18 protein-coding genes are annotated in these 19,957 nt (G+C 63.0%); 9 read left to right on the top strand and 9 right to left on the bottom strand.

Annotated elements, in window-relative coordinates; all coding sequences use genetic code 11:
• Positions 1-31 precede the first annotated feature (31 nt).
• The 4 genes from mmsB to ACYU8T_RS14695 are packed head-to-tail and all read right to left on the bottom strand — an operon-like array spanning position 32 to position 4,703.
• Positions 32-910, bottom strand: a complete 879-nt coding sequence (mmsB, locus tag ACYU8T_RS14710) for a 3-hydroxyisobutyrate dehydrogenase (protein ID WP_461160058.1) — start codon at positions 908-910, stop codon at positions 32-34.
• 33 nt (positions 911-943) lie between these two features.
• The gene (locus ACYU8T_RS14705; RefSeq protein ID WP_461160057.1) at positions 944-2,002 is read right to left on the bottom strand and encodes an enoyl-CoA hydratase/isomerase family protein; all 1,059 of its coding nucleotides are present in this window, start codon (positions 2,000-2,002) and stop codon (positions 944-946) included.
• 11 nt (positions 2,003-2,013) lie between these two features.
• Positions 2,014-3,159, bottom strand: coding sequence for an acyl-CoA dehydrogenase family protein (locus ACYU8T_RS14700; RefSeq protein WP_461160056.1), 1,146 nt, complete (start codon positions 3,157-3,159; stop codon positions 2,014-2,016).
• Between the two features lie 47 nt (positions 3,160-3,206).
• On the bottom strand, positions 3,207-4,703 hold the full coding sequence (locus ACYU8T_RS14695) for a CoA-acylating methylmalonate-semialdehyde dehydrogenase (protein WP_461160055.1): 1,497 nt from the start codon (positions 4,701-4,703) through the stop codon (positions 3,207-3,209).
• A 103-nt stretch (positions 4,704-4,806) separates the two neighbouring features.
• Between ACYU8T_RS14695 and ACYU8T_RS14690 the strand changes: the two genes are divergently transcribed.
• Positions 4,807-5,703 (top strand): LysR family transcriptional regulator, encoded by an 897-nt coding sequence (locus ACYU8T_RS14690; protein WP_097093617.1) that lies wholly within the window; start codon positions 4,807-4,809, stop codon positions 5,701-5,703.
• 24 nt (positions 5,704-5,727) lie between these two features.
• On the opposite strand, the gene ACYU8T_RS14685 is transcribed toward ACYU8T_RS14690, so the two are convergent.
• Positions 5,728-6,789: a hypothetical protein gene (locus ACYU8T_RS14685; protein WP_097093616.1), complete on the bottom strand. Its 1,062-nt coding sequence runs from the start codon at positions 6,787-6,789 to the stop codon at positions 5,728-5,730.
• A 102-nt stretch (positions 6,790-6,891) separates the two neighbouring features.
• Positions 6,892-7,587: a TetR family transcriptional regulator gene (locus ACYU8T_RS14680; protein ID WP_461160054.1), complete on the bottom strand. Its 696-nt coding sequence runs from the start codon at positions 7,585-7,587 to the stop codon at positions 6,892-6,894.
• A 203-nt stretch (positions 7,588-7,790) separates the two neighbouring features.
• On the opposite strand from ACYU8T_RS14680, the gene ACYU8T_RS14675 reads away from it, so the two are divergent.
• From ACYU8T_RS14675 to ACYU8T_RS14650, 6 genes are all read left to right on the top strand, one after another.
• On the top strand, positions 7,791-8,234 hold the full coding sequence (locus tag ACYU8T_RS14675; RefSeq protein WP_461160053.1) for a hypothetical protein: 444 nt from the start codon (positions 7,791-7,793) through the stop codon (positions 8,232-8,234).
• Between the two features lie 42 nt (positions 8,235-8,276).
• Positions 8,277-10,406: an oxidoreductase gene (locus tag ACYU8T_RS14670; RefSeq protein WP_461160052.1), complete on the top strand. Its 2,130-nt coding sequence runs from the start codon at positions 8,277-8,279 to the stop codon at positions 10,404-10,406.
• Between the two features lie 76 nt (positions 10,407-10,482).
• Complete coding sequence (locus ACYU8T_RS14665; RefSeq protein ID WP_461160051.1) at positions 10,483-12,546, top strand: pyrroloquinoline quinone-dependent dehydrogenase; 2,064 nt, start codon at positions 10,483-10,485, stop codon at positions 12,544-12,546.
• Positions 12,547-12,637: 91 nt separating this feature from the next.
• Positions 12,638-13,519 (top strand): AraC family transcriptional regulator, encoded by an 882-nt coding sequence (locus tag ACYU8T_RS14660; RefSeq protein WP_461160050.1) that lies wholly within the window; start codon positions 12,638-12,640, stop codon positions 13,517-13,519.
• A 113-nt stretch (positions 13,520-13,632) separates the two neighbouring features.
• A complete protein-coding gene (locus ACYU8T_RS14655; protein ID WP_461160049.1) occupies positions 13,633-14,241 on the top strand; it encodes a DUF4142 domain-containing protein in 609 nt (202 codons plus the stop codon).
• A gap of 66 nt (positions 14,242-14,307) precedes the next feature.
• Complete coding sequence (locus ACYU8T_RS14650) at positions 14,308-14,994, top strand: MgtC/SapB family protein (RefSeq protein WP_461160048.1); 687 nt, start codon at positions 14,308-14,310, stop codon at positions 14,992-14,994.
• A 24-nt stretch (positions 14,995-15,018) separates the two neighbouring features.
• Here ACYU8T_RS14650 and ACYU8T_RS14645 read toward each other — a convergent pair whose 3' ends face one another.
• On the bottom strand, positions 15,019-16,632 hold the full coding sequence (locus ACYU8T_RS14645) for a GMC family oxidoreductase (protein WP_461160047.1): 1,614 nt from the start codon (positions 16,630-16,632) through the stop codon (positions 15,019-15,021).
• 243 nt (positions 16,633-16,875) lie between these two features.
• On the opposite strand from ACYU8T_RS14645, the gene ACYU8T_RS14640 reads away from it, so the two are divergent.
• The gene (locus ACYU8T_RS14640; protein WP_141397896.1) at positions 16,876-17,076 is read left to right on the top strand and encodes a hypothetical protein; all 201 of its coding nucleotides are present in this window, start codon (positions 16,876-16,878) and stop codon (positions 17,074-17,076) included.
• A 19-nt stretch (positions 17,077-17,095) separates the two neighbouring features.
• Here ACYU8T_RS14640 and ACYU8T_RS14635 read toward each other — a convergent pair whose 3' ends face one another.
• Positions 17,096-17,833 carry a dienelactone hydrolase family protein gene (locus tag ACYU8T_RS14635; protein WP_461160046.1) on the bottom strand — a complete coding sequence of 246 codons (738 nt, stop codon included), beginning with the start codon at positions 17,831-17,833 and terminating at the stop codon, positions 17,096-17,098.
• Between the two features lie 89 nt (positions 17,834-17,922).
• Positions 17,923-18,549 (bottom strand): TetR/AcrR family transcriptional regulator, encoded by a 627-nt coding sequence (locus ACYU8T_RS14630; RefSeq protein ID WP_461160045.1) that lies wholly within the window; start codon positions 18,547-18,549, stop codon positions 17,923-17,925.
• Positions 18,550-18,660: 111 nt separating this feature from the next.
• On the opposite strand from ACYU8T_RS14630, the gene ACYU8T_RS14625 reads away from it, so the two are divergent.
• Entirely contained in the window at positions 18,661-19,908 is a 1,248-nt protein-coding gene (locus ACYU8T_RS14625; protein ID WP_097093605.1) for an efflux RND transporter periplasmic adaptor subunit, read from the top strand.
• Positions 19,909-19,957: the final 49 nt, after the last annotated feature.

Genomic DNA, 19,957 nt, shown 5'->3' with positions numbered 1-19,957 from the left:
TGCAGCTAAGCAGCCTGTATGTTGATCCGGTTCAGCACAGCAATTTGATGATCGAGGAGAAATCCTGACCCGCTTCCCCCTTGTTCGCGAGCAACTGGTAGAGGCTTTCCGCCTGCGCCCCCATGGGCACGCTGGCGTTGACCGACGCTGCCGCTTCGAGTGCGAGTTTGAGGTCCTTCAGCATAAGGGCGACGGCAAAACCGCCGTTATAGCCATTGTCGGCGGGCGATTGGGGGCCGACGCCCGGGACGGGGCAGTAGCTTGTCATGGACCAGCTTTGTCCTGACGAGACGCTGGAGATATCGTAGAAGGTCTGCGCGTCGAGCCCGATCTTCTCCGCCATGGCGAAGGCTTCGCAGGTCGCCACCATGGTCGCGCCGAGCAGCATGTTGTTGCAGATTTTCGCCGCTTGGCCATTGCCGTCGCTGCCAGCGTGTATCACCGCCTTGCCCATGGCGGACAGGATGGGCTTTGCCTTGGAGAACGCGTCATCGTCGCCGCCAACCATGAAGGTGAGCGACCCGGCACTGGCCGCCGCGATGCCGCCGGAAACGGGCGCGTCGGCCATCTGGAAGCCCTTCGCCTTCGCCGCGGCGATCACGCGGCGGGCGGTTGCCACGTCGATGGTCGAGCAATCGAGGAATAGCGCACCGGGCTTGGCTGCGCCGAACACCTCGCCGGTATAGACGGCTTCCACATGCTTGCCCGCCGGAAGCATGGTGACGACGGCATCCGCGCCGGTGACTGCTTCGGCAGCGCTGCCCGTGCGGATGGCGCCTGCTGCCTCCGCCTTGGCAAGCGCGTCGTCGGACAGGTCGAAGGCGCGGACGGTGAAGCCGTTCTTCGCAAGATTGGCGGCCATTCCGCCGCCCATATTGCCCAGGCCAATGAAGGCGATCGTTTCAGTCATCCTGCTTCGTCCTTATCTTGATGCACAGCGCCATCACCGCTGCGTTTCGGGCAGCGGCGTCCATTCCTTGTCAGCGGGCAGGGGCGCGAAAAAGCTGTCGATCACGGCGTCATCGACCTCTTGCGCCGTGGCCGGATTCCACTTGGGCGCATTGTCCTTGTCGACGATCACCGCGCGCACGCCCTCGATGAAGTCGGGGCGGCGGATGACCCGGCAGGCGATGCGATATTCATTGCGCATATTGTCGGCGAAATCGGTGAAGCCCGCGCCCTCGCGCAACTGGCGCAGGGCGACCTTCACGGTTTGCGGCGACTTGGTGGCGATCGTTGCCAGCTGTTGCTGCGCCCAGTCGGACCTATCGGCGCGCAGGGCGGCCATGATGTCTTCGATCCTATCGGCGGCGAAGAGGCGATCGATGTCGGCCCGTTGCTCCGTCAGCGAGGATGCGGGCGCGGTCTCGTTCGCTTGGTCGAGAATGGCGGCCAGATCATCTGGACGGTCGAGGATGGCTTCCTTGATCGCATCCAGCTTGTCCGAAGCGATATAATGGGTGGCGATGCCGATCGCGGTGCAGTCCGCTCCATTGATCCGCGCGCCTGTGACGGCGAGCCACGTGCCGATCCGGCCTGGAAGGCGGGGGAGGAACCATCCGCCACCCACGTCAGGGAAAAGGCCGATGCCGGTTTCGGGCATGGCGAAGGTCGTCCGCTCGGTCGCGACGCGATAGCGGCAGGGGAGCGACAGGCCGACGCCCCCACCCATCACGATGCCGTCGATGAAGGCGACGATGGGCTTTTCATAGGTGAACAGCAGATGGTTCATCCGATATTCGTGACGGAAGAAATGCTCCGCTTCGACCCCGTCAGCCTTGGCGCTGCTGGCGATGAGGGCGATGTCGCCGCCCGCGCAGAAGCCGCGCCCCTCGGCATGGTCGATCATCACCGCCTTGATCGCCGGATCGCTGCGCCATTCGAGAAGCGCGGCGTTGATCGCATCGCACATGTCCAGCGTCAGGGCATGGATGGCGCGGGGGCGATTGAGGCGGATGCGCCCGACGCCGTTGCTTGCCGATATCAGCAGTTGGTCGGTCATGGTCGGCCCCTTCACTGACGCAGCAGGTCGCGCGCGACGATCATGCGCATCACTTGGTTCGTGCCTTCCAGGATCGAATGCACCCGCAGGTCGCGCCAGAAGCGTTCGACCGGATAGTCCATCAGATAGCCGTAGCCGCCATGCAGTTGCAGCGCGCGGTCGGCGATGGCTGACCCGGCGTCGGTGGCGAGGCGCTTGGCCATCGCGGCGAAGCGGGTCTTGTCGGGCGCGTTTTCCGTCACCTTGACCGCCGCCATGTAGAGCAGCGCGCGCGCGGCCTGAAGCTCCGTCTCCATGTCGGCCAGGGTGAATTGCGTGTTCTGGAAGTCGGCGATGGCCTGCCCGAACTGCTTGCGGTCCTTGGTGTAGGCGATGGCTTCGTCCAGGCAGCGCTGCGCCCCGCCCAGCGAGCAGGCGCCGATGTTGAGCCGCCCGCCATCAAGGCCCATCATCGCAATGCGGAAACCTTCCCCTTCGGCGCCGACGAGATTTTCAGCAGGCACGCGAACATTGTCGAAATTGACCTGCGCGGTAGGCTGCGAATGCCAGCCGAGCTTGCGCTCCTGCGCGCCGAAGCTGACGCCCGGCATGTCCTTTTCGATGACGAGGCAACTGATGCCCTTGGGGCCGTCATCGCCCGTGCGGATCATGGTGACATAGAGGTCGTTTTCACCGCCGCCGGAAATGAATTGCTTGGACCCGGTGACGAGATAGTCGCTGCCGTCCTTCACGGCGCGCGTCTTGAGCGCCGCCGCGTCCGAACCCGATCCCGCTTCGGTCAGGCAATAGCTGCCCATCCGATCCATCGGCACCATCGCGGGCAGATATTTGTCTTTGACCGGCTGCGCGCCGAAGCGGTCGATCATCCAGGCGGCCATGTTGTGGATCGATATGAACGCGCTGGTCGACGGACAGCCATAGGCCATGGCTTCCATGATGAGCGCGGATTCCAGCCGCCCAAGGCCAATGCCGCCGGATTCTTCCGACACATAGATGCCGCCGAAGCCAAGCTCTGCCGCCGCGCGGATGGTGTCGCGCGGGAAGATATGGTTTTCATCCCATTCAGCCGCATGGGGCGTGATCGCGTCGGCGGTGAAGCGCCGCGCCATCTCCTGGATCTGGCGTTGGTCGTCGGTAAGGTCGAACTGGGTCATCATGCATCCTGTGGAGTGATGGGAGAGCATGCGCTCTCCCCTCGCGGCTGTCATCCCATGGTGGGGATGACGAAGGCGCTGTCGCCGGACGCGCCGCCATCGGGCCAGCGCTGGGTGATGGTCTTCACCTTGGTCCAGAATTTGACGCCTTCCATGCCATGCTGGTTGGTGTCGCCAAAGGCCGACCGCTTCCAGCCGCCGAATGTGTGATAGGCGACCGGCACCGGGATCGGCACGTTGATGCCGACCATGCCGACATTCACCCGCGCGGCGAATTCGCGCGCGGCATGGCCGTTGCGGGTGAAGATCGCCACGCCATTGCCATATTGATGCTGGCTGGGCAGGGCGAGCGCGTCCTCGAAGCTTTCGGCGCGCACCATTTGCAGCACGGGGCCGAAGATTTCTTCTTGGTAGGTCCGCATCGTGGGCTTTACTTGGTCGAACAGCGTCGGGCCGACGAAGAAGCCCTGCTCATGCCCCTGCAGCGTGAAGCCACGGCCATCGACGACCAGTTCAGCCCCTTCATCGACGCCCATCTGGATGTAGCTCTCGATCTTCGCCTTGTGCGCGGCGTTGATCACCGGACCATAATGGGCTTCGGGATCGGTCGAGACGCCGACGCGTAGCGCCTGGATCGCGGGGATCAGCTTTTCGCGCAGGGCAAGCGCGGTCTTTTCACCCACCGGCACGACGACGGGCAGCGCCATGCAGCGTTCGCCAGCCGAACCGAAGGCCGCACCGGACAGATCGTTGACGACCTGGTCGAGATCGGCGTCCGGCATGACAATGCCGTGGTTCTTCGCGCCGCCCATTGCCTGGACGCGCTTGCCGTTGTCGACGCCGCGCTTGTAGACATAATGGGCGATGTCGGACGATCCGACGAAGCTGATCGCGCCGATATCCGGGTGGTCGAGGATGGCGTCGACCATCTCCTTGTCCCCCTGGATGACCTGGAAAATGCCCTCGGGCAGGCCAGCTTCCAGAAAGAGTTCGCCAAGGCGCACGGGGACGGACGGATCGCGCTCGGATGGCTTCAGGATGAAGGCGTTGCCGGTGGCGATCGCGACGCCCGACATCCACAGCGGGATCATCGCCGGGAAGTTGAACGGCGTGATGCCAGCGCCGATGCCGATCGGCTGGCGCATGGAATAGACATCGATGCCGGGGCCCGCGCCCTGGGTATATTCGCCCTTCAGCGCATGGGGGATGCCGCAGCAAAATTCGATGACTTCCAGGCCGCGCTGAATGTCGCCCCTGGAATCGGCGATCACCTTGCCATGTTCGGACGAGAGCAGATGGGCGAGTTCGTCCATGTTCTTTTCGACCAGCGCCTTGAAGTTGAACATGACGCGGGCGCGCCGCTGCGGATTGACCGCTGCCCAGGCAGGCTGCGCCGCCTTCGCCGCTTCGACCGCCCGGTCGAGCAGCGCACGGTCGCCCAGGGCGACGCGGGCCTGAACCTGCCCGTCATTGGGATTGAACACATCACTGTAACGCGCAGCTTCGCCGTCATGGGCAAAGGCGAGCTTGTGGGAAATATCGCGCATGGCATCCTCTCGATGAGATTTGCCTTATCATGCCGAAAGGCGATAATGCATTCAATTCCCCTTTATTGCAGAGTTGATCTGCATTTTTGCATGGGTGCGGTTGATGTTCGATTGGGACGATTTGCGGATATTCCTGACGGTCGCGCGGTTGAAGCGAGTGGCTCCGGCGGCGCGGATGCTCGGCATTGATGCGACGACGATTTCCCGCCGATTGTCGCGCCTGTCACAGGCGCTCGATGCGCAATTGTTCGAGCAGACGGGGGCGGAAAGGGCGCTGACGGAGCATGGTGCGGCCTTGCTCCGCCATGCAGAAAGCATCGAGAGCGCGGCAATGTCGGCCATCGTCGATGTGAAGGGGGAACGGCACAGTCTGAACGGACAGGTGCGCTTGTCCGTGGCGGAAGGCTTTGGCCGATGGATATTGGCGCCTGCGATTCCCGGCTTTCATGCGCGTCATCCCGGCATCCGGCTGGACGTCATCACCGCTTCCGGTTTCCTTAATCCGTCAAAGCGGGAGGCGGACATGGCGGTGATGCTGGCGCGGCCGCAGCGCGGGCATCTGGCGGTGCGCAAGCTCGCTGATTACACGCTGCATCTCTATGCCTCGCCCGCCTATCTCGCGGCGCGCGGCGCTCCGGCAGCCCGGGAACAGCTGCATGAGCATATGCTGATCGGCTATGTCCCCGAGTTCCTCTATTCGCCGGAACTGGATTATCTGGACGAGGTGCAAGCGGGGTTGGAAGCCTCGCTAAGGTCCAGCAGCATCGGCATGCAGCGCCAACTGATCCTGGACGGCGCAGGCATCGGCGTGCTGCCGGATTTCATCGTGGCCGATGATGAGACGCTGGTGCGCCTTTTCCCGGAGGAGGTGGAGATTGCACGCTCCTTCTGGCTGGTGACGCACCCGGAAATGGCGAAGCTCGCCCGCATCTTGGCGGTGTCCGACATGCTGCGAGAACGATCGGAAGCACTGCTGGGCCGGGGCGCTTCAGTCAGTTGAAGCACCCCGGCGGAGGTAGCGAGGTCAGGCGACCAGACGCGGTTCGACCGGGTCCTGCGGTACGCCCTTGGGCTTGCCGACATCATAGACGCGGGTCAGCAGGCCGATGAAATTGGTGTCATGCAGCGGATCGCTCGGCATCTCGAAGATTTCGCCGCGCGCCCGAAGGTCCTTCACGAAAATCTCGAACGCCATGTCTGTCGTGATGTCGTCTGTATGGTCGCGCGAAATCCGCAGGTCGTTAAGGTCAGTGTAAACCTGGGCGTTCCAGTGAAGGAGCAGGCGGAACTCCTGCTCCGGGATCTTCGCCACCACATCGTCGCCGGTCATGATCCGCCAGCCGCCAGCCACATCAGGATCAGCCGACATGGTCGAATTGATCGCGAGGCCCGCCGGTTTGCGCTGATCCACCGGGCCGCAGCCCTGCGCGGTGTGGAACATCATCTCATTTTCCACGACGACGCCGCGTCCCCACATCGGCGCTTCCAGGCAGGCAGGGTCATTTTGCGGCCCGTTCGGCCAATAGTGGAATCCGCCGCCGATCGAACCCTGATAATACCAGGCGATGACCTGCGCCTTCTTCGCCTGCCAGCGTTTGAAGAGGCCGGACTTCGCCATGATGTTCAGCAGCCAGATCGGGCAGTTGACTTCGTACAGGCCGCGAAACTGCGTGCCATCGACATGCGGTGAACCGCCTGCCGAGCTTGGACCCTGAATGTTGAACATCAGCTGGTCGCATTCGACATAGGGCGTGTTCCAATAGCTGCGCGCCATGTCCAGGAACTTCTTGTTGTAGAAGCAGTCGTCGAGTTCGGGAAAGCGATTGACGCCGTTGTCGGCGATGTAGCCGCGAAACACCGGGTTCATGAACATGTCCCAGGTCGGCGTGAACCCTTCCGGAATGGAGCCGGTGGAGGTCGCGATCACTTCTTCGGGCGAAGAGAAATATTGCGCGAGAATGAGGGACCAGGGGCCTTCGCGGCGAATGACATCCAAGACTCGCTGATGCTGGTCTTCGGTGTAGAGATCGTCGACGATCCTGGGCGGCGCGACGGGCAGGAAAGTGGAAGCGACATCGGCAGGCATATGCTCTCTCCAGCGATCGATTTCCCCACGTGAACGGCAGGGTCGAAGGTGGGAATATCCCATCGTCGCCCAGCCTGCAATAATTTCCGAAAAGATGTTCGACTATTCGCCGCGTCGCGCCGCCACTCCGTCGAGCACCAGTGCCAATGTGGTGCGCCAGCGGGGGAGGGCAGTGTCGGCATAACGGTCAGGATGCGCGGCGATGACCGGCACATCTTCCGCCGAACGCTGATCGATCGAAGCGCGCACGGCGTCGCGATATTCCGCTTCGCCGCCTGCCACCGCGCGGGCGTAGGAAGAGAGGAACGCGCCGCCCAGCACGATCAGGTCGATGGAGCGTAACAGGTCGAGCGCTTCCGGCAGGTCGAACCCGCGCGCCAGCATGACTTGCAGCCATTGTTCCGAACTGTCGATTTCGACCGCAGGTCCCAGATTGCCGCTGACGAGGGTGGAGACAAGCTGCCCCTCCTCCACCAGCTTGTGGAGCGCTTGTGCATATTGGGTGGCATATTGGCGCCAGGATTGGCCTTCGTCCTCCGGGAAGGTGGCGGCCCCCGAAGCGCGCTGCGCCGCCAGCCGGACTAGTTCCTTCCGCCCGGTGACATAGGTGTAGAGCACCGCCGGGCGAACGCCGAGCCGATCGGCGAGCGCCGCGATCCTCAGGCCATCCAGCCCCATCTCGATCGCTGCGTCCAGGATCTGCGCCAAGGTCAATCGCCGCGGCCGTCCGACAGAGCGGGCAGCAGGTGGCGGCCCTTCCGCCTCGACAGGGGAAGATTCAAGATTTTCGCTGCTCATCGGCCGACCCATAACGATGGAAGCATCAGGCGTCGATCCGATGCGATGGGTCAAGGAAGCTGGCGAAGGATGATCGATCCGAACGATTATGCGCGCTTCGCGACATAAATTGGGGCTGATGACGCGCCAGAGCATGCGGTAGGCATCGGCGGCCGAGAGCGGGCATGGTATAAGGCTGTTGGAGAGGCAGGGGAGAAAATCCGGTGGGGACAAGCCTGGTCCATCTCATTGGAGTGGCGAGCCGGCATGCGCTGACGGAAAGCGGGCAGGATCTCGATGCGATCATGGCGACGATGGAAGGCGAGCCGACCTACCAATATTTCCCTGTTGGGAGAAGCTTTACGGGTTTTGAAAAGACGCGCCGCCTCTACCGCCATTTCATCGATGACGTGCAGCCGCGTATCGCGAACTATCATGTCATCAGTGAGTCCGTCGGCCCGCAGGGCGTAGTGCAGGAATATGACATCCAGATCAGGTTAATCGGGGAAACAGAGCTCAGCTGGCATCGCATCATGGCGATCCTGGTCTTTGGAGAACAAGGGCTGACCGGAGAGCGCATGTATTCGGACGAAGCGCTGTTCCGGACGCTGACCGGCCCCATCTGGGATGAGATGGAGACGATCTCGCCCGATCCTCAACAGATATGAACGACGTATATCAGGACTTTCTCCAGACAGGCGACGACTTCAATGGCCTCCAACTCTTTGCAACATCTTCTTTCCCCCGGCCGGATCGGCGGCATGGAATTGCGCAACCGCATTGCCGTAACGGCCATGGGGGCGAGCCTTGCCGAAGCCGATGGCCACTGCGGCGAGCGGATCATCCGCTATCATGAGGAGCAGGCGAAGGGCGGCGTCGGGCTCATCATAACGGGCGTTGCCGGTGTGGCGTGGCCGGTCGGAGGCAATCAGGTCAACCAGATCGCGATTTCCGACGATCGCTTCCTGCCGGGCCTGACGGCGCTCGTGGAAGCGGTCCACAAGCATGGCGCGAAGATCGCGCCGCAAATCCATCATGGCGGCCTGGTCGCGATGGAGGATATGCTGGGCGGCCGACCGGTCTGGTGCCCGTCGCTGCCCGAAGCACCCGAAGGCGACTTTACAGAGGCGTTCCTGCTCGAAGAACTCGCCGTCGCGCCGTTCAGCAAGATCCAGGCTGTCAGCTTCAAGGAAATGACGCTTGAAGACATCCGGACGGTCATCGGCCAGTTCGCCGCCGCCGCAGACCGGGCGAAGCGCGCCGGGTTCGATGGCGTGGAAATTCATGGTGGGCATGGATATCTTCTGTCGTCCTTTATCTCGCCGAAATCGAACCGGCGGACGGATGCCTATGGCGGGCCGCTGGAGAACCGCGTCCGCATCCTGGTCGAGGTCATCCAGGCCGTTCGGCAGGCTGTAGGTTCTGACTTCCCCGTCTGGTGCAAGCTGGACTCTCGCGAAGTCGGGAAAAAGGGCGGCCTGACGATCGAAGACGCCGCGCAGGTCGCCCGCATGGCGGAAGCCGCAGGCGCCGACGCGATCACGGTGACGGCCTATCACGACACGGCGCAGGGAAAGCTGCACTCGGGATCGCACACGCCCCACGAACCCGCCGTGAACCTTCCCTATGCGGCGCAGATCAAGGCTGCGGTCTCCATTCCCGTCATCGCATCCGGCCGGATCGAGCCTGATGTCGGCGACAAGGCGATTGCCAACCGGCAGATCGACTTTGTTTCAATGGGCCGCAAGTTGCTGGCTGATCCGCACCTGCCGCGCAAGCTGACGGAAGGCCGGGCGGCAGATGTCTTGCCCTGCATCTATTGCTATACCTGCATCAGCGCCATCTATGTCTGCGATCCGCTGCGCTGCGCGGTCAATCCGGAAACGGGATTTGAATATCTGCGTTCGGACGCGCCATCGTCGGCGCCCAAGCGGATAGTGGTCATTGGCGGCGGGCCGGGCGGCATGGAAGCCGCGCGCAGGCTGGATGGCCTGGGGCATCAGGTCATCCTGCTTGAACAGGGTGAATATCTGGGCGGCACGCTGCGCTTCGCGGCGCTCGCCTATCCGGCCAATGAGCGGTTGCTTGACTGGCTGCAACGGCAGATCGCGTCTTCACAGGTCGATGTGCGGCTGCGCACCCCCGCGACGCCAGAGCTTCTGCGTACGCTTCAGCCTGACGCGGTCGTGGTCGCGACGGGCGCGGTGCGCGGGATGCCGGACATACCGGGCAATGATATGCCCCATGTGTTCTCGGGCGATGACATGCGCCGAATGGTGCTTGGCCAAAGTTCCGACGAACTCAAGCGCAAGACCGGGCTGCTGACGCGGGCCGCGACGAAGCTCGGCTCCATGACGGGCATAACCGCCAACCTCGATTTCGTGCGCAAGGCGACGCACCAATGGATGCCGCTGGGCAAGCGGATAGTCATTATCGGTGGAGAACTGGTCGGCCTTGAACTGGCAGAGTTCCTGAATGAACGTGGCCGCGAGGTGGTCGTGGTCGATGATGCCCCGCGCCTTGGCGCCGGTCTGACGATCGTCCGCCGGATGCGGTTGCTCGCGGAACTGAAGGAGCATGGCGTTGATCTCCATCCCGGATCGAGCGCAATCCGGATCGAGCGGGATGCCGTCCGCTTCATGGACAAGGATGGGGTGGAGCAGTCGGCCGCTGCCGATCATGTGATTGTCGCGAAGGGCGCAACGGGGGACCTGACGCTCGCCAACCAATTGCAGGAACAGGGCTTTGCCGTTCACGTCGTCGGCGATGCCAAGGGGGTTGGTTATATCGAAGGGGCGATGCGCGGCGCGGCGGAGGCGGTGGACGCAATAGCCGGGTGAATGCCCGGCCCATATTCATGCGGAACCAGCGGGGGAATGTGCGCTGCGGTCCGGAAATGTCGATGATCGAGGCCATATGAACCGGACTGATACACGCCTTTCCTTTCAGGATGTGGAGCCTGCGGCGGCGGGCGGCGGCAATGGGACGCGGGGGAAGAAGGGCCGCCGTGGCTGGCGCCGCGCTGTCCTGATCGGTGCTGGCGCCATTGCCGTCCTGGGCGGCGCATATTGGGCCTATAGTGAGAACCTGTTCCGGCCGACTCCCGCGATCGACTATAGCGGACCAACGGCGGGCTGGAGCTATTATGGCGGGGATGCGGGCGGGACGCGCTATTCGCCGCTGACCCAGATCACGCCTGAAAATGTCTGGGCGCTGAAGCCTGCATGGACCTATCATATCGGGATGGTGACGGCCCCTGAGCCGCTTTCCCCGACATTCCAGGCGACGCCGATCATCGCGGAAAACCGGCTGTATCTCTGCTCGGGTAACGGCCGCATCGCTGCGGTGGACCCGGAGACGGGCAAGGAAATCTGGGCCAAGCAGCCAAGCTCGGACAATTTCAGCACCTATCTGCTGAACTGCCGTGGCGTCACCTATGCCCGTGACGAAAGCGTGCCAGCCGGTGCGGAATGCGCGGGGCGGATCTTCGCCGGGACGCTGGACGGGCGGCTGGTGGCGCTCGATTCCGCCACGGGCCGCGAGTGCCGCTCCTTCGGCCGCAACGCCGTGGTCGATCTGAAACCTGGCCTTGGCAAGATGGAGCGGGGCGACCTGTCCATCTCTTCGCCGCCCGTCGTCATCGGCAATGCCATTGTCGTGAATGGCAGGCTTACCGACAATATGCGGGTCGACATGCCCGCGGGTGCAATCCGTGCGTTCGATATCCATTCCGGCAAGCCCTTATGGTCGTGGAACGGCCTGCCGCCGGGGATGAGCGATGCCAAGGATGCGCCCGAGGGTGAGCAATTCGTCCGGCGCACGCCCAATAGCTGGGCGCCGATGGCGGTCGATCCGAAGCTGAACCTCGTCTATGTGCCGATGGGCAACGCACCGCCCGACCATTATGCCGCCAACCGGCGTGGCCTGGACTATTATGCAAGTTCGGTCGTGGCGCTTGACGGAACGACCGGCGAAGTCAAATGGCGGTTCCAGACGGTCCATAACGATGTGTGGGACTATGATCTTCCTGCGCAGCCGGTGCTGTTCGACTTGCCTACGGCGAACGGGTCCATCCCCGCGCTCGCGCAGACCACGAAGGTCGGGCATATCTTCATTCTCGATCGGCGCACCGGCAAGCCGATCTTCCCCGTCGTCGAACGGCCCGTCCCGCAAGAGGGCAAGGTGCCGGGCGAAAAGCTGTCGCCCACCCAGCCATTCCCCGCCAATCCCGCGTTCATCATTCGTGACCCGGATTTGCGCGAAGAGGATATGTGGGGCTTCACCCCCTATGACAAATATAAGTGCCGGGAACTGTTCCGATCGGTGAACTATAAGGGCGTCTTCACCCCTCCCTCGACAAAAGGGTGGCTGCAGTGGCCAAGCTTCGAGGGCGCTTCCAACTGGGGCGGGGTGACGATCGATCCGCAACGCGGCATCCTGATCGCCAACACGACGCAGGTGGGCGCGATCATGAAGCTGATCCCGCAGGCAGAGGTCGCGTCCCGCACCGCCGCGGGCGAGGCCATCCTGCCCACCAAAGGCGCGCCCTATGGTCTGCAGATGAAGCCGATGCTCTCGCCATTCGGTGCGCCGTGCAACCGGCCGCCCTGGGGCCGCTTGACCGCGATCGATTTGAAAGCAGGCAAGACGCTGTGGAATGTACCGCTCGGCACCACGCGCGACCAGGCGCCGCCGCCCATATGGTTGAAGCTTGGCGTGCCGAACCTTGGCGGCAGTATCGCCACGGCTTCGGGGCTGGTCTTCCTTGGCGCGACTACGGACAATTATCTGCGGGCCTATGACATCGCCTCCGGCAAGGTCGTCTGGCGCGTTCGGCTGCCTGCCGGGGGACAGGCTACGCCCATGACCTACCGCCTGAAAAAGGATGGCCGCCAATATGTGGTGATCGCTGCGGGCGGGCACAAATTCCTTGGCACAAAGCTTGGGGATTCACTGGTCGCCTACGCCTTGCCCAAATGACCTGCCCGGCGGCGGCTGATCAATCTTGTCGCCGCCGCCGCGTCTTTCCAATAAGAGAGGGGAAAGACTCAGCCCGCATAAGGCGCGGCGGATGGAGAGCGCGGCAGTGCACGAATATGTCAGCTGGACGGAGGAACGGCTTGCGACGTCGCGCCTTCCGGGTGTGCTCGTCCGGCTCAACCTTCCTCATGGCGGGCATCTGCCGCACCATTTGGCGGGACGCGTAGCAACTCATCAGGTAGGGCTTTGGACGTCCAGCATCCACCGGCCACGCGGGCGTTTCCGCTACGCCAACCAGCGCGATTATCATGAAATGAAGCAGGCGACGTTCGTCCCCGCCGAAATCGACTGGGTCGCCGAAGTCGAGGAGTCAGGTCCGCTGAAGCCTGCGATCTTCTGCGACTTTGAAAATGACTATATTTACGAGACGACCGGCGTCGATCCACATCATTGCACTGAGCAGTTGATGGCGTGCGAGAATGGCGATGTGTCTCAACAGGCTTTGAGGTTGCTGGCGGATGAGCTTCGCGCGCCGGGCTTTTCCCATGCCGTGAAGGTGGACTCGCTGTGCCGGCTGATCCTGGTGGAACTGGCGCGGCAACTCGACAGCGCGAGCCCCGATGCAGGCGGAGGCGGGAAGGGCAAGCTTGCCGCATGGCAACTGCGCCGCATCCGCGATCTTGTGGAAACCGTTGAGGGCCGTCCACTGACCGTGTGTCGGCTGGCCGAGGAATGCGGCATCAGCGCGTCCCATCTGCGGCGCCTGTTCAGGGCAACGATGGGCACGTCCGTCAGCACCTATGTCGAAGGCATTCGGCTGGAACGCGCAAAGGCGATGCTCGCCGACAGGACGCTGCCGCTGAAGGGGATTGCTCACCGTCTGGGCTTTGCCAACGCAAGCGCCTTTTCCGCCGCGTTCAGGCGTGAGGCGGGGACCAGCCCCAACAAATACCGGCAGCAGATTATCGCCTGACACTCCCGTGCCGACCGGGCTTGTGTGGTCTGACTGAACGCCGGGCCAGCAAGACCAAGGAACGGCTTCATCAAAGGCGCGTTTGCGGTCTTGAAATACAGGGAGATGAAAAAATGCGCATCACATTGATGATCGTCGGCGCCGGGCTCACGCTCGCGGCCTGTAATCAGGCGAGTGAACAACGCACCGCCGACGCATTGGACTCCGCTTCGAATACAGCAGAGCGCGCGGGCGACCGCATCGAAAATGTGGCGGACAATGCGCTTAACTCCTTGAAACCGGCACCGAACGCGCAGGAATTCGTGAACCTTGCCGCCAAGAGCGATGCGTTCGAAATCGCCGCTGCGAAACTGGCTGCGACCAATGCCGCGTCGCCCGAGGTGAAGGCGTTCGCACAGCAGATGATCAAGGCGCATTCGGACTCTACCGCGAAGATCAAGGCGGCTGCTGGCAAGTCCCGCCCGGCTGTGGCGCCCGACCCGACGCTTACGGCGGATCAGAAGGAAGAGCTGGACGAGCTGCGGCAAAAGAAGGGTGCGGCCTTTGATGAGGAATATGTCGATGGGCAGGTGGATGCGCATGAGGATGCGCTGGCGCTGATGCGATCCTACGCATCCGGCGGCACGCATGCTGCGTTGAAGGCGGTAGCGGGCGAGATCGCGCCGGTTGTCGAAGGCCATTTGAAGATGGCGCGTGATCTGGAGGCGAAGACCGATAAATAACGGCCCTGCAGCGGCAGCCTGTACGGAGCCGCTGTTTCGGTCTCTGCCTTGTCCTGAACGCATAAAATGAACCTGTTTGACCTCGACCTTGCTCTGCCAATCCTTGGCGCAATCGTCGCCGGTGGTATCGTTGGTGCCGAGCGGGAATATCGCGCCAGCCCCGCCGGGTTTCGCACGCATATTCTGGTCAGCCTGTCCTGCGCGCTGCTGATGCTGGCGGCCGTGCACCAGGTTCGGTGGCTCAGCGACACGCCGGACGATATCATCCGGATCGATCCCGTGCGCATGGCGCATGGCGTGCTGACCGGTATCGGCTTTCTGTGTGGCGGCGTGATATTTCGCGAAGGGTTCAACGTCCGGGGCCTCACCACCGCCGCATCGCTATGGTCCACATCCTCGCTGGGCGTGCTGTTCGGTGTCGGCTTTTACAGCCTCGCCATCGCGGGAACGGTGGCGACTTTGCTCGTCCTCACGGCGGTGACCATATCCGACCGCTTCCTGCCGCAACGGCGCCATGCCCTCGTCAAGGTGCGCTATGATCGTGGTTCGCCGGTTTCGCAGACGGCGTTCCGCTCTCTTCTCCTGGACGCTTATCTGCATCCCAGTTCGATACGGCAGCAGCTTAAGGATGATTATCTGGAATTCAGCACGACGGTCGCGGGTGATAATGAGGAGAGGATGGAGCTCCTGACCAGCGCGCTGAGGCGAGATGCGCATGTCGTGGGCTTCGACTATGTGCCCCATGGGACATAACCCAATGGTTATCGATCCTGCCAGCTAGACTGGAGCGGCGGGCAAAGGGGCTCTCCCGAGGATCATGTCGGAAGCCTTCTCGGCAATCATGATCGTCGGCGCATTGGTGTTGCCGGAAACCACCTGCGGCATGATGGAAGCGTCGACGACGCGTAGTTGCTCGATCCCATGCACCCGCAGGCTGGCGTCCACCACTGCGTCATCCCCGCTGCCCATCTTGCACGTCCCGGCAGCATGATGATCGTTGGTCAGGGTCGCGCGAATATAGGCGTCGAGTGCCGTATCATCGTCCAAGTCGCGAACGGGAATGTCTGCCTTCACGCCAAATTCCTGGAAGGCTGGCTTGCGGTAAATCTCGATCGCCGTACGCAAGGCCGCTCGCAAACGCTTCCGGTCCGCTTCTTCCCCCAGATAGTTGGCGTCGAGGATCGGCAAGGCCGACGGATCTGCGGAGGCGAGGCGCAACTCGCCCCGGCTTTCCGGCACGGTAAGCTCCATCCGGTTGACCATGCCATGTTCGGGCAAAGGATCGCCCGTCAAATGATCGAGCCTGATGGGGACGAACTGATATTTGATGTCCGGCACCGCCTGTTCCGGCAGCGATCGGATCATGCCCACCGCCTCGATCGAACATTCCGCCATGAAGCCACTTCGGCCAAAGACCCCGCGCATCAACTCTTTTCCGGCATAGAGCGGGTTCAGCAGCTTGGCCTGGGACAAGGGCGCAGTGCAGGTCGCGTGGGCGGTGATGCTGGCATGATCGTGCAGATTGCGGCCCACGCCCTTCAGGTCCGCATGAGCGGCAATGCCGTGGGAGGTCAGTTGGTCGCCATCGCCGATGCCGGAAAGCAGAAGCAGATGTGGAGACTGGAACGCCCCGGCGGACAGGATCACTTCGCCTGCGGAGAAGCGATGCCGGTTCCTGCCTTGCCGCAGTTCGATGCCGGTGGCCCTTTGCTTCTCCAATATGATGCGGGTGACGTGCGCACCCGTCATCACCGTCAGGTTCGGCCGATGGCGGGCAGGACGGAGATAGGCTGACGCCGTGCTCCAGCGCCGCCCCCGCCAGATCGTGGACTCGGCAGGCCCGAAGCCTTCCCTGCGCGCTCCGTTTATGTCCTCATTATAGGAATAGCCTGCCTGTACCCCCGCCTGGATGAAGGCCTTTGCCAGCGGGTTGTTCACCGGCGACCGCTGCACATGCAGTGGTCCTCCCGTGCCATGATAGGCGTCCCCACCGCATGCATGATCTTCCGCGCGCTTGAAGTAGGGCAGCACCTCCCGGTAGCTCCAGCCATCATTCCCCATCGCGGCCCAACCATCATAGTCCTGCGCCGCGCCACGGCAGTAAAGCATGCCGTTGGTGGAGCTTGACCCGCCCAGCACCTTGCCGCGCACATCGCGCATGATCCGGCCATCGACATGGACCTGCGGGGCGGTGGGATAGACCCAGGCGAACTTGCCGGGCCGGTACATGGCGGTGAAGAAGCCGGGCATATGGATCAGGGGGCTGCGATCGGCAGGGCCAGCCTCCAGCAGCAGCACGTGCAATCCCGTGCCATCCGTCAGGCGATTGGCCAAAACGCAACCGGCGGACCCGGCGCCGACGATGATGATGTCAAAATGCTTTCGCGCCACTGGCCACGTCTCTCCTGCCGGGCATTGATGCAGCGGAGGAGCGTCTCTTCCTCTCGATGCTCATGCCTCTTGTGGAGGAGTGGTACTCAACTGTTCGGTTGCCGTAAAGGAGGATGCATGCCCTCTTAGGCGATGCCATTTCCTAACCTGAGATGGCGGCTGTTTCGATCGGCGGAACCCGGCCCCCATGAAAGGAGTCGCTTGTAGACCTGGCGCATCATGCGCGCTGGCAAGGAGGTTCTCATGGCTCAAAAAGGTGCAGGCGGTAATCCGGGGGCGATCACGAAGAAGGGCGGCGATGGCGCCAGCGGAAGCACGGGCACGGGACGCGGCGGCGGCAACAACGCGCGCGGATCGCAGTCCGCTTCGAAGGGCAAGGACAAGCAGATGCAAGCGCAGGAGAATGCCGCTCAAAAGCGCAAGGACGAAGGCGGCTACCAATAACCGCCAGGATTTGGGCCGTTCATCCCGGCAAGGAAGGCGCGAGACTGACGCCCAGAAAGTCCTTCAGCGCCTTCCATGACAGGATATGCGCGGCGCGATCATAGCGCATGCGGGGGTCGCCGAGCGAACCGACATCTTCATTGGTGAAGCTGTGGAAGGCTGGGCCGTAGTTCGTCAGCTGCCAGTCCGCCTCCGCATGCCGCATCTCTTCCTCGAAAGCGGCCACATCTTCCGGCGGCACGAGCGGGTCACGATCACCGGTGAATACAGCTATCCGCGCCATCTTCTGATCAGGGCGTGCCGGTGCGTTCGTCGTCAAGAGGCCGTGGAAGCTGCCGACAGCGGCGACCGGCGCACCCGACCGCGCCAGTTCCAGCACGGTGAATCCGCCAAAGCAGAAGCCGATCGCCGCGCACCGCGCCGCATCCACGCCGGAGATCGCCAGCAGTTCGTCAAATCCCGCCCGCACTCGTTGCCGCAGCAGCGGAGGATCGTCCTTGAACCGCTGAAGAGCCGCGAACATCGCCTCGCCTTGCAATACATGGCCGCCGCCATGCATGTCCGCCGCCAGCACGAAATAGCCGTCCTGCGCCAGCAGGGCGCAATGACGCCGGACATTGCCGCCGATCCCGTCTGCTTCATGGACGACCAGCATCGCCCTGCCATTAGGCTGACCCGAAGGGCGGTAGATTTCGCCGATCAATTCGACATCGCCGTCGCGATAGACATGCGGTTGGCCAGCGGCGATCGAGTTCATGCGCGTCTCCCAAGCGGTTTGCAGGCTCAACCTTGTGGGTAGGAAATCGATCCCGCCTCAATGCAGCCTGATGGCGTGTGATGAGGCCTTCAGGCCTTGGCCCGCGCATGTTCCAAATGGGAATCGATCAGGGCCGCGCAGGTGTCTTCCAGCGCCTGTGCCGGACCCTGGCTGCCGAAAACATGATGGGTCGCCATCGCGCCCTCGATGACCAGGATCAGCCCGTCAGCCAGCTTTTCCGGCTCGGCCACGCCCAGATCCCGGCTGAGATCGCAAAACAGCGCACGGAAATCGGATTTACAGCTTTCCACGATCAGGCGGCCCGGATGACCGGGCTCGGGCAGTTCGACCGCAACATTGCTGATCAGGCAGCCGCGAAAATCGGCCCGGCGCATCTTTTCCGCCTTGTGCCGGATAACGGCGTCCAACCGATCGCGCGGGTCCGGACCGGCCGCGTCCAGCGCCGCGTAAATACTCGCCCGGCCCGCCTCCACATCTTCCCGCAGGCAGGCGGCGACAAGTTCGTCCTTTGACCGGTATGCGCGGTACAGGCTGGGTTTGGTGACGCCTGCCTCGCAGACGATCTCATCCACCCCCACGGCCCTGATTCCGCGCCTGTAGAAGAGGTCCTTGGCGGTCTCGAATATCTTCGAAGCTGCTGTTTTCCTTGGCGTTCCTTCCGCGCAGCCGCAATCGGAACCAAATGTCAGGCCCATAAACAAAAATTCCGCATCCTCTCGCTTGACGGCCATGTAACAGATCGGTACGTACCGCGCAAGAGACGTACCGGTCAGTAACATAACCGTAAGATAAGTGTGGGGCAGACGATGTATCTTTCCAAAGTCAAAGCCGACTCGGAAATCCAACAGGATGCGCCTGAAGGACGGCGTTGGAAGCCTGCCTACCTTCTGCTTCCGGCGGCAGGGGTGCTCGCCATATGGGCGGGCATGAGCTGGTGGAACGGCACGCCCGCACCCGCCGCGCCGCCTCCGGCCGTGGTGACCGTGGCCACGCCTCTGTCCCGGATGGTCGTCGATTGGGACGATTATGTCGGCCGGTTCGAGGCAAGCAAGGCAGTGGAGGTCCGGCCCCGCGTGTCAGGCCAGCTTGTCGGCATCCACTTCCGCGATGGCGATGTGGTGAAGAAGGGGCAACTGCTCTTCACCATTGACCCGCGACCCTTCACAGCCGCGTTGCAGGAATCGCAGGCACAGGTCGCCAGTGCATCGACCGCATTGGGTCTCGCGCGGGCTGAGCTTGGCCGTGCCACGCGGCTGATCGCTGACGAGGCCGTCAGCGCGGAGGAAGTCGATTCCCTCCGCGCCCGGGTTCGATCGGCGCAGGCGCAGCTTGCCGCCGCCCAGGCAGGCGTACGGGCGCGCCGCCTCAACGTGGAATTCGCCTATATTCGCGCGCCGATCACCGGGCGGATTTCCGACCGGCAGGTGGATGTCGGCAATCTGGTGGCGGGTGACACGGCCGCTGGCGCAACGGTGCTGACGACGATCAACGCGCTCGATCCGATCTACTTCTCCTTCAACGGTTCCGAAGCACTCTACCTGAAGCATCGCCGCCAGGCGGATGCGAGCCAGCAGGTGGAGATCCGGCTCCAGGACGAAACCGGCTACAAGTGGAAGGGCAGGGTCGACTTCACCGACAATGCGATCGATCGCGGGTCGGGCACCATCCGGGGCAGGGCGGTCGTTTCCAATCCTGAATCCTTCCTGGTGCCCGGCATGTTCGGCAATATGCGCCTGGGCTCTGGCGCGCCGCATCGCGCGTTGCTGGTCCCGGATGGGGCCGTCATGACCGATCAGGCGCGCAAGCTGGTCTATGTCGTCAACAAGGATGGCAGCACCACGGCCAAGCCGGTCCAGATCGGCGCGCTCGCCAATGGCCTGCGGGTCATCCGGTCGGGCCTGTCGCCATCCGATCAGGTAGTCATTCAGGGCAGCCAGTTCATCCAGCCCGGCGCGAAGGTCAAACCCGTCGCGGGGCGTATCGAAGCAGCACCGTCATCGACCAGCGAACCGGTTTCCGCGCCGGTCGCGTCGCAGGCCACGCTGGCCGACTGACCATAGGGCCGGCATGGGAGCCGCAGCGCCGGACGGCGCCACGGCGGCC

Source organism: Sphingobium sp. TomMM35A, assembly GCF_054771735.1.
The sequence above is the reverse complement of the archived record's forward strand: the minus strand, read 5'-3'. Positions and strand labels throughout refer to the sequence as shown.